Source organism: Novipirellula sp. (genome assembly GCF_041583735.1).
Classification (GTDB): Bacteria; Planctomycetota; Planctomycetia; order Pirellulales; family Pirellulaceae; genus Novipirellula.
On record NZ_JBFHFD010000169.1, the window covers coordinates 1 to 14,375 of the forward strand.

General features: G+C 55.4%; 11 protein-coding genes. 5 read left to right on the top strand and 6 right to left on the bottom strand.

The window, feature by feature from the left end; all coding sequences use genetic code 11:
- Nucleotides 1-2,165 (top strand): sodium/solute symporter (locus ABX962_RS14440; protein WP_372720555.1); only part of this gene is annotated, 2,165 nt, incomplete at its 5' end.
- An 81-nt stretch (nt 2,166-2,246) separates the two neighbouring features.
- Nucleotides 2,247-3,419 carry an AGE family epimerase/isomerase gene (locus ABX962_RS14445; RefSeq protein ID WP_372720557.1) on the top strand — a complete coding sequence of 391 codons (1,173 nt, stop codon included), beginning with the start codon at nt 2,247-2,249 and terminating at the stop codon, nt 3,417-3,419.
- Nucleotides 3,420-3,585: 166 nt separating this feature from the next.
- Here ABX962_RS14445 and ABX962_RS14450 read toward each other — a convergent pair whose 3' ends face one another.
- Together ABX962_RS14450 and ABX962_RS14455 are read right to left on the bottom strand one after the other, a co-directional pair.
- Nucleotides 3,586-5,244, bottom strand: a complete 1,659-nt coding sequence (locus tag ABX962_RS14450) for an exo-alpha-sialidase (RefSeq protein ID WP_372720559.1) — start codon at nt 5,242-5,244, stop codon at nt 3,586-3,588.
- A gap of 213 nt (nt 5,245-5,457) precedes the next feature.
- Nucleotides 5,458-7,233 carry an AI-2E family transporter gene (locus ABX962_RS14455; protein WP_372720561.1) on the bottom strand — a complete coding sequence of 592 codons (1,776 nt, stop codon included), beginning with the start codon at nt 7,231-7,233 and terminating at the stop codon, nt 5,458-5,460.
- 135 nt (nt 7,234-7,368) lie between these two features.
- Here ABX962_RS14455 and ABX962_RS14460 point away from each other — a divergent pair, with 135 nt between their 5' ends.
- Both ABX962_RS14460 and ABX962_RS14465 read left to right on the top strand, forming a co-directional pair.
- The gene (locus ABX962_RS14460) at nt 7,369-8,496 is read left to right on the top strand and encodes a YbhN family protein (protein WP_372720562.1); all 1,128 of its coding nucleotides are present in this window, start codon (nt 7,369-7,371) and stop codon (nt 8,494-8,496) included.
- Nucleotides 8,497-8,638: 142 nt separating this feature from the next.
- On the top strand, nt 8,639-9,133 hold the full coding sequence (locus ABX962_RS14465; protein WP_372720564.1) for an MgtC/SapB family protein: 495 nt from the start codon (nt 8,639-8,641) through the stop codon (nt 9,131-9,133).
- 77 nt (nt 9,134-9,210) lie between these two features.
- Here ABX962_RS14465 and ABX962_RS14470 read toward each other — a convergent pair whose 3' ends face one another.
- From ABX962_RS14470 to ABX962_RS14485, 4 genes are all read right to left on the bottom strand, one after another.
- Entirely contained in the window at nt 9,211-11,952 is a 2,742-nt protein-coding gene (locus ABX962_RS14470) for a cation-transporting P-type ATPase (protein WP_372720566.1), read from the bottom strand.
- 536 nt (nt 11,953-12,488) lie between these two features.
- Nucleotides 12,489-12,809: a hypothetical protein gene (locus ABX962_RS14475; protein ID WP_372720568.1), complete on the bottom strand. Its 321-nt coding sequence runs from the start codon at nt 12,807-12,809 to the stop codon at nt 12,489-12,491.
- Nucleotides 12,810-13,009: 200 nt separating this feature from the next.
- Complete coding sequence (locus ABX962_RS14480) at nt 13,010-13,489, bottom strand: universal stress protein (RefSeq protein ID WP_372720570.1); 480 nt, start codon at nt 13,487-13,489, stop codon at nt 13,010-13,012.
- A 177-nt stretch (nt 13,490-13,666) separates the two neighbouring features.
- The gene (locus ABX962_RS14485) at nt 13,667-13,789 is read right to left on the bottom strand and encodes a hypothetical protein (protein ID WP_372720572.1); all 123 of its coding nucleotides are present in this window, start codon (nt 13,787-13,789) and stop codon (nt 13,667-13,669) included.
- 231 nt (nt 13,790-14,020) lie between these two features.
- Between ABX962_RS14485 and ABX962_RS14490 the strand changes: the two genes are divergently transcribed.
- Nucleotides 14,021-14,375 (top strand): DUF2513 domain-containing protein (locus tag ABX962_RS14490; RefSeq protein ID WP_372720574.1); only part of this gene is annotated, 355 nt, incomplete at its 3' end.

The following is a 14,375-nucleotide window of genomic DNA, read 5'->3' on the forward strand; positions in this document are numbered from 1 at the left end:
GCAGAAAAATCACAGTCGAGGAATATCCGCCGCTACCAAAGCCCTGTGCCCATGGCGCCGCCACGTTATCCGGTAATACGATCTATTTCGCGGGCGGCCAACAGGATGCGTCACTCGATTCGGCGATGTCCAATTTCTGGTCGCTGGACTTGTCGCAGCAAGGCGACCCCAACGCATTCGTTTGGAAAGAGCTTCCGTCGTGTCCAGGTCCGCCCCGCGCGTTCAATCTGACTGTCGCACAGCACAACGGTTATCACGATTGCGTCTATGTGATCAGCGGCCGGCGACAAGACGGCGAGAATGTTGACTTCCTAAAAGACGTTTGGGAGTACACGCCCGTGACACAGCAGTGGCGGCAGCGAAATGAAACGCCGCGGTGCGTGATGGCTGGCACCGGAATTGGGTTTGGGCAAAGCCACATCTTCGTCCTAGGCGGCGCCGATGGCTCACTGTTTTTCCAGGGCGATGAGCTCAAAGACAATCATCCCGGTTTTATCAAACAATCACTCGCGTACCACACGATCACCGATACCTGGGTCGAAGCGGGCGCAACGCCCGCGAATCATGTCACCACGATCGCGGTGAAGTGGGACGATTCGATCGTCATTCCCAGCGGCGAAGTTCGTCCACGCGTGCGATCGCCCCAGGTGTATCGCGTCACACCGACCAGCACCGATCGAGACTTCGGCACAGTCAATTACATCGTCCTTTTTAGCTATTTGCTTGCGATGGTCGGCGTTGGAGTCTACTTCACCAACAAGAACAAGAGCACGAACGATTTCTTCCGCGGCGGCCAGACGATTCCGTGGTGGGCCGCTGGCTGCAGCATCTTTGCCACCATGCTCAGCTCGCTGACGTTCACCGGCATTCCGTCCAAATCGTTTGCTCAGGATTGGGTGTACTCGATTGGCAATTTCATGATACCGGTGGTCGCGGTGCTGGCGGTCTTTGTGGTGATGCCGTTTTACCGCCGGATCGACGCAACCAGTGCGTACGAGTACTTGGAAAAGCGTTTTAGTCCTAGCGTGCGTCTGTTTGGCAGCGCCAGCTTCACGCTGTTTCATGTTTTCCGAATGGCCGTGGTGATGTCGCTCACCGGTTTGGCGCTCGCGGTCGCCACACCGCTGACCCCTGCACAATCGGTGTTGTTGATGGGCGTGCTAAGCATCACCTACTGCACGATGGGCGGAATCGAAGCCGTCATTTGGACCGACACCATCCAAACCGTGGTGTTACTGGGTGGCGGGCTGTTGGCGATGATCTTGCTGGTCAGCGGCGTGGATGGAGGTATCGGTGGATTCGCGACGACAGCAGCGGATGCGAACAAGTTTCAAATTGCGAATTTTCACTGGGACGCCACCAGTGCGCAGATCGCCCTGTGGGTGATCATCCTTGGTTCAATCGCTCAGAATGTCTCGTCGTACTCTGCCGATCAAGCGGTGGTGCAGCGGTATATGACCACGGCGACCCAAGATTTGGCGGCACGTTCGATTTGGACCAACGCGGTGCTGACCATCCCAGCAACGTTATTGTTCTTTGGGATTGGAACGGCACTGTTTGCTTTCTACCGTTCGCATCCCGAGAAACTGGATCCGACGATCACGACCGATCAAATTTTTCCATTGTTCATCGCTCGTGAAATGCCGATTGGAATCGCCGGGCTGATCGTGGCCGCCGTGTTTGCGGCAGCTCAGTCGACGGTGTCGACCAGCATGAACTCAACGGCCACCACGATTGTCACCGATTTCATGCGTCCATTAAATCTGTGCAAATCCGACCACGGCTACCTCAACGCGGCCCGTTTCTGGACGCTCGCGTTGGGAGTGCTTGGCACGCTGCTAGGACTGGTCTTCGTGAATCCCGACATCAAGTCGCTATTTGACACGTTCATCATGGTCATCGGTTTGTTCATGGGAGTGTTGGGCGGACTGTTCGTGTTGGGAGCGCTCAGCCGACGAGCCAATGCGACCGGGGCAATGCTTGGTGCGATCGTGGGTGCCGGAGTGATGTTTTGTCTGTGGAAGTTCACTGCCGTCAACGGATATCTCTACACCGCCAGCGGCATTACCTCCTGTGTCGTCGTCGGTTTCGCCAGCAGTCTCGCGTTTGGCAAGCCATCCAACGATTTGACAGGCTTGACGATCTATACGTTGCATCGTAAGTGACGTAGCGAAACTCGCAGAGAGTTTCGACCAAACCAAGGAAAACCGAAAGTCTCTGCGACTTTCGCTACGAGGTTGATGTTTATGGATGCTATCCGCCGTGCTAAATTGATTTCGACGTACCGCGATGGATTACTCAATGACACATTGCCATTTTGGACCAAGCACTGTGTCGATCGAGAACAAGGCGGTTTCATGATGTCACTGGACCGTGACGGCACTGTCATTGATACCGACAAGGGCGTGTGGCAACAGGGACGATTCACATGGCTGTTGGGGGAACTCTACAACAACGTTGATCAGCGACCTGAATGGCTCGAGTTCGCCAAGCACGGGGCAAAGTTCATTGACGATCACTGCTTTGACCCGAGTGACGGCCGGATGTGGTTTCACGTCACCCGCGATGGGAAACCGATTCGTAAGCGACGCTATGCGTTCACCGAAAGCTTTGCTGCGATCGCTTACGGAGAGTTGGCCAAAGCAACGGGCGAATCGCATTATGCCGAAAAAGCGAAGCGTACGTTTCAGCGTTTCATTGATCACAATCTGAATCCCCAGGACACCGCTCCCAAATTCACCGACACCCGTCCGCTACGTGGCCTCGGCTTTCCGATGATCACGATCGTCACCGCCCAAGAGTTACGCGAATCAATCAACCTGCCCGATGCCAACGAGTGGATCGACCGCAGCATCGAAGACATTCGGCGTTTTCACTTGAAAGACGACATTCAGTGCGTGATGGAAACGGTGGGAATCGACGGTGCACAGATCGATCATTTTGATGGGCGGACACTCAATCCAGGGCATGCGATCGAGGGTGCGTGGTTCATCATGATGGAAGGAAAAATCCGTGGCGATCAGGAACTGATTCGCACTGGATGCAAGATGCTCGACTGGATGTGGGAGCGTGGCTGGGATCGCGAACACGGCGGAATGCTCTATTTCGTCGACGTCAACGGGTTGCCGGTTCAAGAATATTGGCACGACATGAAGTTCTGGTGGCCTCAAAACGAAACGATCATCGCGACGCTGTTAGCCTACGAACTGACTGGCGATCCGAAGTATGCGAAATGGCACGCGATGATCCATGATTGGACGTATGACCATTTTCCCGACCCCGAACATGGCGAGTGGTTTGGCTACCTTCATCGCGACGGAAGCGTCAGTTCGACGCTGAAAGGCAATCTTTGGAAAGGTCCGTTTCACATGCCACGAATGCAACTCGTCTGCTGGCAACTATTGACCGAAACGCTGTGAAGCATTTTCTCGTAGCTACCTTCGCCAGAAGGTGGTGATTCGTATTGGCCGGCCCCCATCCACGCTCTGGCGAGCGTAGCTACGCAGCGCAAATGCCGTCAATTGTCGTCTCTAAATTCATCACAGCGTTGGTGAATGCCGCTGACTGCGAGATTCATGGAGACAGTCAATTGTTCCCTACAGCAGCGTAGGGTTTGACCAATTGATCCTCGCCGTCGGTCAACTCCTCGAGCGTGAAGCGGACGAAGCGGACCTCTTTGTATCCTGGTTCGTAGAGCACGCCGAAGCTGCCATCTGCCAGTACCGTGATCTCCGAATAGGCTGACGGTCCTGGATCGATCACCTTGCCTTCGCTCCAAGTCCAACCGCCGTCGTAGCTGATCCGCACCGCCAAGTTTTCGCGTGCCGAATTGGACGCGGCATTGACAAATAGCAGCCGATCTTTGGCATAACCATCTCGCTTGGCCGTGTACTGGATGAGACAGGCGTTACAGCGAGGGTCGGGCAGGTTGAAATCGCTGACGCTGTCCCACGTTTGCCCGCCATCAGATGACCGGTGCACAAACCGCTTTCCCGGACCGATCCGTGAATTCACCATCAGCGTTCCGTCGGGTAGCTCGACCACTTTCGACTCGTCACCGGGGCTGACATCACCGATCGTTTCCCAAGTTGCCCCGTGGTCGCGGCTTGCAAACAACGTGACGCTTTTGCCAACCTGCACATAGTTGTGCACCAGCAAACCCGTACGCGTTTGAATTCCGCGGCCCGAGGTAATGAATTTGAAGGCATCCTTCAACTCCGGACCAGCCACTTGATCGGTAAAGTCAATCGGTGCGTCCCAAGTCACACCATTGTCCGAGCTTTTTTGCACCACGAAGCGGTATTCCTTACTCGTTCGATCGGCGACCATGTAATTGTAGAAACAAAAGACATCCCCCGTCGTCTCGTCGACGATCAGAGACGGATCGCTACAGCCGCCGTCCTGGTACGGGTCAAGCACCTCCACCGGCGACCAGGTTTTGCCGTTGTCGGTGCTACGCCGAAAGACGATATCGATCGTACGTTGTCCGATCAAATCCGCACTCCCTTTTCTGCGCGCATCACATGCCGCAATCAAATCGCCATTGACCGCGGTTGCGATCGCGGGAATTCGAAAGGTATGCGTGTCGTTTTGGCCGGACACGAACAACGGTTGATCATCGATCAATTTCAGTGGCTCCGTCGGCATCACGTCCGATGGAATCGAACTCGGTCGCTGCGGCGGCGATGCGAGCAGCGACAAATCGTCGATCAAAACCCCGGCTTGGGGTGCTGCGGTCACGCTGAAGCGAATCGCCTCGACCTTTTCGTCAGCGGGGATCGCAAGTTGAATGTGCGACAAAAACCTAGCTCCGACGTTGACGATACGGTCAATCTTGGAAACCTCGTGCCACTGGCCACCTTGTCTCGCCTCGACCAAAAATGAAAACGGGTCTCGACGGGTCCAGCGTTCCGCATGGAATTGGATTCCTTTGACCGCTTGGATCTCGGCAGGGATCACAAACGTGATCGAATTATTTTCGTCGCCCAGCAGGTGCAAACACTGCTTGCCCGTGCGAGCAAATTTCGACGTGACACTTGCAGTTCCCGTCGCATGGATTCGAATCGGACCGTCTTGGACCGCACGAAAAGCGGCCTCGTCGCCGTATTCGAACGACGTGCTGAAAAGAACCTCTTCGGCACATGCCGCAGTACCACCGACGCCTAATAGCACTGCCAACATCGGGGCGGCAAGGCAAATCGCAACTATCAGGCAAATCCTCGCGACAGCAATGACCATTTTCATCTCCGCAATCTCCTATTTGACGTTCGCAATGCAAAGAAGGTCAATGTAACGCGAATCTTCTGTTTCGGATTCAAAGCTTGCCATGATAGATCACGGCATCACATCGATGCACGCAACGGCAAGATCTTTTTCCCAAGACATTGCTTCGGCCAGTTTTAACTTTGCCGCAGCAAAGCAAAGACGGTTCAAGGTGCGAATAGCGAGTTTGGCCGTCTAGCCCTCATTCGCCGTCGTTTCGGCGATGGCTTCGGCCGAGGCGGTGTCATCGAGCTCGTGATTGAGGATTTCAAGCAGCGTTTGCAAGAACACCACGACCATCGGGCCTACCAAAATACCGATCGGACCAAACACTTTCACGCCCCCCAACACGCTCAGCAGAGCAAACAGTGGGTGCAATTGCGAACGGCCATGCAGCACATAGACTTTGATCACGTTGTCGATCGATGAAATCACCAACATCCCGTATAGCGCCAACACAATTGCCGCGGTCCAGCGTTGTTCGACCATGCCAAGCCAAACCACACACGGCACCCAAACCGACGCGGCACCCAAAAACGGCACCAACGACATCAGCGTGGTGGCCAAAAACAACAACACCACCGATTCGAAACCGAGCACATAGTAGCCCAGCCCCCCCAAGACCCCTTGCACGATTGCGCTGAGTACACTTGCCAACACGACCGCGCGACTGGTGCGATCAAATTCCAACAACAGCCGCCGTTCGTAATTGTCGTCTAGCGGGCTCAGCCGCATCAGCGTGCGAATCATCGCGGCGCCATCGATCAGAAAAAAGTAAACCGCAATGATCAGAACCAATAACCCCACCACGATCTTGCCAAGGTAATTTCCCGTTGCACTGGTTAGACTGACAAACCGCGGCTGCAGCGATTCACGTCCGCGACTCAATAGACTCTTGAAATCTTCGGCACTCGGGTTGGCGATCAATCGCACTTGGCTGCGTAGCGTGCCTCCAAGCAACGTTTGCATCCATGATCGGATTGCCGCCGAAGCGATCACGCTTTGACGATGAAATTGTTCTTCGGCGTTCAGTTGATCCAGCGGAACAACGTCATCCGGATCACGCTGGTTCTCAGGGTCGCCAAACGCGACGTCGGAATCCGCAGCCGGTTCGCGAGCCCCCGCATCGATCGGATCTGCCGCGTCCGGCCGATTTGCAACTTCGCTGGCGTGGGGCAACGAATTCTTGAGTTCGTCCAGCCGCTCGATCGCGATTTCAGCTGCTGCATCTGCAGCGGGCGGACCTTCGACATCGTTCTGCAGAAACAGGATCAGCGATTTTGCTTCGGAAATGTTGTCCAAAATGATCTGACGATGTTCCGAAGCCTGCATCACGCCGGACAACGACATCAAAAACTCGGCGACCGACGTCTCTTGGTCGATACCACGCAGCCCTTCACTGACCAGCACCGAATCGTCCAGCGAATCGGTCAGCTCATCCAACCGGCGAAACTTTTCCGCGTGCGGCAATGAAATCCCAAATTGGTCACGAGCACGATCAAGTGCGTTGGTCAGATCATTAAAATTCATGTGGCTGACCATCGCGGTAAATTGGCTGGTCGCCACCGACAACACGACAATCATTGGCATCAACACCATCATCAGGATCATCAGCGTGGTCGAAGCGGCGGCCAATCGACGCTTCCCTTTTGTCTTGGCGTAAATCCAATCGTGCACCGGTCGAAAGATCACGACCAGCAGGGCGGCCAGGAACAACGGCACAAAGAATCCGGCCATCACCTTGTAGAACAACGCTCCGACCGCGAATATACCGAGCAACAGCATCAGCACCGACAAAATCCGCGACAGCGACGGCAACCGCTCCAACATCGCTTTGGTGGACGCCAACGTTCGCGGCGGCGAAGCGTTATCGTCGTCCGAACGCGTTGTCGATGATGCCTGGCCGGAGGAAGCAATCGGTGCGATAGGCTGAGATTGTTTGGGATTATTTTTGGGTCGACGTTTCGTCATCGAGCCTGCTCGACTTGGGGGGTAGGGAAGTGGGGGAAGCGTGGTTAGGAATTGTATCCCAATCGGATCGTGCCCGATTGTGAAGGATCACCGAATTTATGGATAGACGGAACAATCGTTCTCGAAAGAATCGCAGTGGATAAGTCAAACGAATCCTCCGAAATGGACGCTGTCTCGTCACGGCCTGTGGCTTCGCATCGCAGCGGTCGCAAAAAATGGCTGCGAATCGCCAAGATCATAATTTCCATCGTGGTTATCGTGGGACTTTTTTTTGCCGTCCGTTCCGCTGTACGCCAATGGCAAACCGAACGTGAGCGTGTGGTCCGCCAGATTCATGAAATCGACTTACAGATCGCCGCAGCGGATGATTCGATCACAACCCGCTCGCTGAAGCAGCAACGAACGGCACTGCGGCAAAGCATTCCCACGCTAAGCACCATCCGCTGGTCACGCATCGGATTGGCCGCGTTACTGTATGCGGCCGGCACGCTTGTATCGGCAATGGTGCTTCGCGGCTGGTTGGCGGTGCTCGGTCATCGACCTCCGGTGGCTCTCGTTGTTGCCGCCCAAACGCTCGGACACATCGGCAAGTATGTGCCGGGCAAGGCAATGGTTGTCGTGTTGCGAGTCGGCGTGCTTAAACGATGTTCGGTACCGGTGATGCCCGCAACCATTTGCGTGTTTTTGGAAACATTCATGATGATGGCCGTGGGCGCCGCGGTCGCAGGCATCGTGATCGTTACGCTGCCAGTTCCGGTTTGGATGATGGTCGCCGCGGCAACCGGAGCGGTGTTAGCCAGTGTCCCTACGCTACCCCCAGTGCTTCAAATTGTTGCCACTCGGTTGATGCGGCAAACCTCCGAGCTTGGAAGTCATGCCTGGTTAGCTTGCGGCAAGGGCTGGGCTTGGTCCACCCTTGGCTGGATTTTGATCGGAAGCTCGTTCGCGATGATCGTGACCGCGATTCCTACCGCGGCTCCCCCCTCATCGATTGCGCAATTGTTGGCGATCGCCACCGCATCCATTTCACTTGCCATGGTGATCGGGTTTGCATCGCTGTTACCGGGCGGTGCGGGCATTCGCGAATTGGTATTAACGACCATCCTTGGTTTGGTGACCGGCCCCACACACGCGCTGCTGGCGGCCATGATGGCCCGCATGCTTTTCATCGCGGTGGAATGTTTGATGGCGTTGATTGCTTGGTTTTTTATCCAGCAGCGGCTCGAACCGATTCGGCACGATATTTGTAGTGTTGGCCAATAGCGAAGCGTTGGCCAGTAACCCGTCGATGACGGAACGCTCGTTGACCCTGTTCCCGATGGAAAAGCAGCGTACTTCCCGTCGCTTGATCCCCCCGAATTGACACCTCGAATTGACGCCCCGAATCCGATCCCCATTCAGTCCCATGGAAGACCAGCTTCATCAAATCATTGTGGTCTTGATCGCCGGCACGCTTGGCGCCGTCGTCGGCATCGAGCGTGAATTTGCAGACAAACCTGCCGGGCTGCGGACTCATATGTTTGTCTGTGCCGCCTCGGCGATGTTGGTGCTGCTTGGCGATGTCGTGCTCGAGCGATTCAATCAAGGCAACGAGAGCAATATTAGCGCCGACCCGATTCGGATGATTCAAGCCATCGTGGTCGGCATCAGCTTTCTTGGCGCTGGCACGATCATTCATCATCAAGACAATCGGGTCGAAGGGTTGACCACTGCGGCTTCGATTTTGTTAACTGCCGGAATTGGCATCGCCGTCGCGGTGGGACAACTCACCTTCGCCGTCGGTGTCGCGATCATGGCAGTGCTCGTTTTAATCTTCGTCGGGTGGGTCGAACGTCGCATCCAAAAACAAGTCGAGAAAAGACAGGATAGGTCGACGGGATCCGACAAAGTCCGATCCTAAGCAGTAGCCTCCTCTTTGCAGATCGCATGGTTCGTTCGATCACGGTCGCGCAATCGCACTATCAATACCTTGGCAAACTAAGCGGAATCGGAAGCCACTCGCGTCCCGCTACGGCGTTTTCGCCGCACCCATTTCTCGAATCCGACAATCATGTACGTTGCCAATCCAGTCAGCAGGATTCGCCACCAAGCATCCCAACCGATCGGGGCGCTGTGGAAAATGCGGTTCATGATCGGCGCGTAAGTAAACGCCATCTGCAATCCCAACATTGCCGCCACCCCGAGACCGATCCAGCGGTTGGACAAGATCCCAAGTTCGAACATCGATTTTGTCAGCGAGCGGCAGTTGAATAAATAAAACAATTCGACCATCACAAACACGTTCACCGACACCGTGCGAGCGACGACTTCGCTGTAGCCTCGTCCAATCGCCCATTCAAACGAACCAAAGGCCCCTACCAACATCACGAGCGAGACGAGGACGATTCGGCCGATCAACTCGCCTGTCAAAATAGGAGCGTGAGGATCGCGAGGGGGTCGCGTCATGATGTCGTCTTCTTTAGGCTCAAAGGCGAGCATCAGGCCTAGCAAGACGGCAGTGGTCATGTTGATCCATAAAATTTGCACCGGCAGGATTGGCAACGCCACGCCGACAAAGATTGCTGCCAAAATCACAAACCCCTCCCCCATGTTCGTGGGCAGTGTCCAAACGATGAACTTGGTCAGATTGTCAAACACGCCGCGGCCTTCTTCGACCGCAGCTTCGATCGAGGCAAAGTTGTCATCGGTCAGCACCATATCGGCCGCTTCCTTGGCGACCTCGGTCCCACCGATCCCCATCGCCACCCCGATATCGGCCTGTTTTAGTGCCGGTGCGTCGTTGACGCCGTCACCGGTCATGGCGACGATATGTCCGTTGGCCTGTAACGCGCGTACGAGTCGCAATTTCAACTCGGGGGTCGCTCGGGCGAACACGGCCACCTGATCGGCCACCTCGATCAACTGCTGGTCGCTGGTCCCGGCAAGATCGTGAGCGGTCTTGACGATCGGGTCGTGCGCGTCGCTCGGGCGCGTTCCATCGAGTCCGAGTTGCTGCGCAATCGCTTGCGCCGTTTTGGCGTGATCGCCTGTGATCATTTTCACGCGGATGCCCGCGGTCTGGCACGCTTTGATCGCCGCCACCGCTTCGGGTCGCGGCGGATCAATCATGCCCTGCAATCCATAGAAAACGAGGTCGCCGACATCGCCGTGGCTGATATCGTGGGTCGCCGGTGGCAGCGGTTTTCCCGCAAACGCCAACACTCGCAATCCCTCGGCCGCCATCGCTTCGACTTGCTGATGAACCACCGCGACATCCAGTGGACAGGTTTCTCCCGCAGTCATCATGGCCAACGGACACTTCGACAGCAGGACTTCCACAGCTCCTTTTACGTAAAGATGTCGTGTGTGATTCGCACCGTTTTCGTGCAAAGTCGCCATGTATTGATGCTGTGACTCAAAAGGAATCGTGTCCAACCGAGGCAATTTTCGGTCGAGCTGCTTTGCATCCAAACCTGCCTTGCCCGCCACGGCGATCAATGCGCCTTCCGTCGGATCGCCTTGCACCTTCCATCCCGACTCTGTGCTAACCAATTGCGAGTCATTACACATCAATCCGGCCTGTAGACAATGACGCACCGCGGCGTTAGACAAAACATCCGCTTGATCGTCACCGCAGACTTGTATATTACCGCTCGGTTCATAACCGCTTCCCGATGCCGTCAATCGCTGTCCGGCGGCCCAGATTTCCAGCACGGTCATCTGGTTCACGGTCAACGTGCCTGTTTTATCGGAACAGACAACGGTAGTGCCGCCGAGCGTTTCCACCGCGGGCAGTTTTCGAATAATCGCACGCCGTCGAGCCATGCGAGCGACGCCTATCGCCAATGTAATCGTGACTGCGGCAGGCAGTCCTTCGGGAATCGCCCCCACCGCCAACGCAACCGCCGCCATAAACATCTCGAACTTGGCTTGCCCACGCCACACGCCGACGGCGAAGGTGACCGCGGCCAATAACAGAATCACCACCAACAACACGCGGCTAAATTTGGCGATCTTGCGTGTCAGCGGTGTTTCCAGCACATCGGCCAGCGAAATCAGTTCGGATATCCGCCCGACTTCGGTTTTCGCTGCCGTCGCCACCACGACACCGCGGCCTTGACCATAAGTCACCAGGGTCGAGGCGTATGCCATGTTGCGGCGTTCGGCGAGCGGCGTTTCCAAACGCAGTTCGATCGCCTTCTTTTCGACCGGGACCGACTCGCCCGTCAGCGCCGACTCGTCCACTTGCAAATCGCGCGACCGCAGCAAACGCAAATCCGCAGGGACCTTGTCACCCGATTGCAATAGCACTACGTCCCCTGGCACCAATTCGGTTGACGGGACGTTTCGCGTTTCTCCCGATCGAACCACGCGTGCTTCGGTTAATGTCGTCTTGGCCAGCGCCTCGAGTGCTTTGGCGGCCTTTGTTTCCTGCAAGTAGCCGATAACTGCATTGACCAGCACCACGCCAAAGATGACCGACGCATCCACCCACTCGTCCAAAAAAGCGGTGATCGCAGCCGCCGTCAGAAGGATGTACAGCAGCGGCTGATGAAACTGCATCAAAAAACGAACGAGCGGTCCGGGACCGCGGCGGACAGGAATGGCGTTGACGCCAAAGTGCCGTTGCCGTGCCTCGACCTCAAACCGATCCAACCCGCTGTTTGCATCGCTCTTAAGCAATTGGACGACTTCGTCCGCCGCAGTCTGATGCCACAATCGTTCAATCAGCGTTTCCATGCTTCGTCCTGCCGTTATTCCCACACGATGGATGCCGTTTGATGTTCAGAGCATTTGGATGAATGCCACTTCGCGAAATCGTCTCCAATGGAGACTGCTGAACTCGTACGACATCACTGCTCTTATGATCGCCGTCTCGTCTTATGATAGCCGTCTGGGCGATAGGACCGGTTGGATGGAGACAAAATCGGGGCGGGTGCCAAAAACGAAGGTGCTGTGAAGCATTTTGGGGAAGCATTTTGGGGGTAGTTACCTTCGCCAGAAGGTGGTAATACGTATCTGCCAATAACCCCTCCACGCTCTGACGAGCGTAGCGACACAACGCAAATGCCGAAATTTGCCATCTCTATATCCTTCACAGCGATGGCCCGAACGGCAAACGAAAACAGCAATCTCTAATTGTGACGCCAACCCAGCTAGCTAAAAGCAGCGAAACAATGGAGGACAATCGCTCTACATAGCAACGCGGTTGTGCGGAATTGGAACGAGCGGCATCGTTGCCGTTACAAATCGCACACGTGTGACGCGGCGTCTCGCTATCCGTTACCAAAACCGTGCGGTTGTTCCGCAGAGCGACTGACGGCTTGATGCCAACGTTTGATAAACGTTTCCCCATGCTCAGCTTCGAGCCGCTGTCGTTCGACGTGAACTTTCTGCAATACTTTGGGCCACCACACGGTGTCGAGGTACTCGAGGCGACGCTTCTTTTCTTCCGCTGAAATCCCCTCGGCATTGGGATCCATGTCGGCGTGATCAAATTGCATTTGCCGCCAACAATCGCCTTTGGCGGGCACATAGCCAATGGAATCTTGAGGAAATCCCTCGCCAAAATGTTCTAGATGGGATTTGTGAAACATCTCATATTCTCCTTGCATAACCTCAGCGATAGGGTCGTGATTGAATATCGTTAAGTCTATTGTACGGCAACTCTGTTGTACGGGACCTCCGTCACGGTGGACAAATCCGAAGGCGTCTCGTTTTCGGGAGCCGATACCGCTTTCTAGGGACGATGCAACACCATTCTTCTGTTTGGCGTAAACCCACAGTGGATTCGTCGCTAGTCGCGTAAAACGAGCACGGGACAGTGAGCTAAACGGACGACGCGTTCGGCAGTCGATCCGATCAACAGACGAGTAACGCCTGTGCGGCCATGCGACGGCAACACGATCAAATCGAAACCGTTTGCTTCGGCAAAGTCAGTGATTCCGTGTGCCGGTTCGTTGACGACCGTTTCGTAATTCAGTCCGCGGTGAGCAGCGTCGTCAAATTCCGCTTTTAACATTTCGAGCGCACGCTGTTGATGGCCCGCGTCGATCTCTTCCGACAAACCAACGTCGGGCATTCCCCAGCCTGCGCCGCCGCCAAGTTCGATGCCGTTGTCAGCGGAATAGCCGTAGAGCGGAACGGGTTCAACGACGTGCAATACCGTAACATTTTCATTCCTGCCGGCGATCTTCATCGCTGTTTCCACCGCGGGCAGCGAAAATTCAGAGAAGTCATAGGGCACAAGAATTTTGGCGTGATCAAAGTGGCTCATGATTTCCTCTGGCGGATCGGCGACGGAGATGCTCTAACTGAAACGGCTTGCCTTTGGTCCTACACATTTACGCATACGCTTTTTTATGCACACGCTGTGCCAATTCGCCTCGTCACGAGCGAGATGATGGCAAGTAAGCCGTAGCCATGCTGACCACACCAAGACGTCCTCCCGGCTTTAAAACTCGCCGGCAAAGCCAACCGCCCGGCGAAGCCAATCGCCCAGCGAAGCCAACCGCCCAGCGAAGCCAACCGCCCAGCGAAGCCATTTCAGATGGTTGTCGAGACGTATCGATGACAAAGGCGTCTAAAAAGCTTGCTCTTTTGATGGTTTAATCGAGATTCATCGCGCTAGCAGCGGCGAGCACGCAGTATGGTCCGCGGCCCGAGAAAACATCGACGCGGATTGAATCGACCGCTTCGTCGGATGTTTTTTTGGAAGTCCGCTAGAGGATTGATGTTGTCAGCAATTGCTGATTGTGCTCCGCTGATCGCGTGAAGTACAAGAACCAACATCTAGCGAGCAACGAAGATGATACGCGACATGGATTTGATTCGAGCCATCGTGCTTGCGATTCGCAAGCATGAAACGCGGCCGTCGGCCAGTGAAGTCCAACAACTCATTGGCGACGTCGACGATGGGGTATTCGCCTATCACATCGAGTTGTTGACCCAAAGTGCCATGCTGAGCGGCATCGACACGGCCCCCCGGAAAGATCGCTACGGCAAAGCAAACCTGGCGTTAACTTGGGCGGGCCAGGAATTCGCCGACAACGTCATCAATGATGGAGTCTGGGCGAGTGCGAGAAAAACGCTGGATGATGCCGAATTGAAATCCGCATCATTCGAGGTTTGGTCGCAAATTGCAGTTGCGAAGATCACTGAAC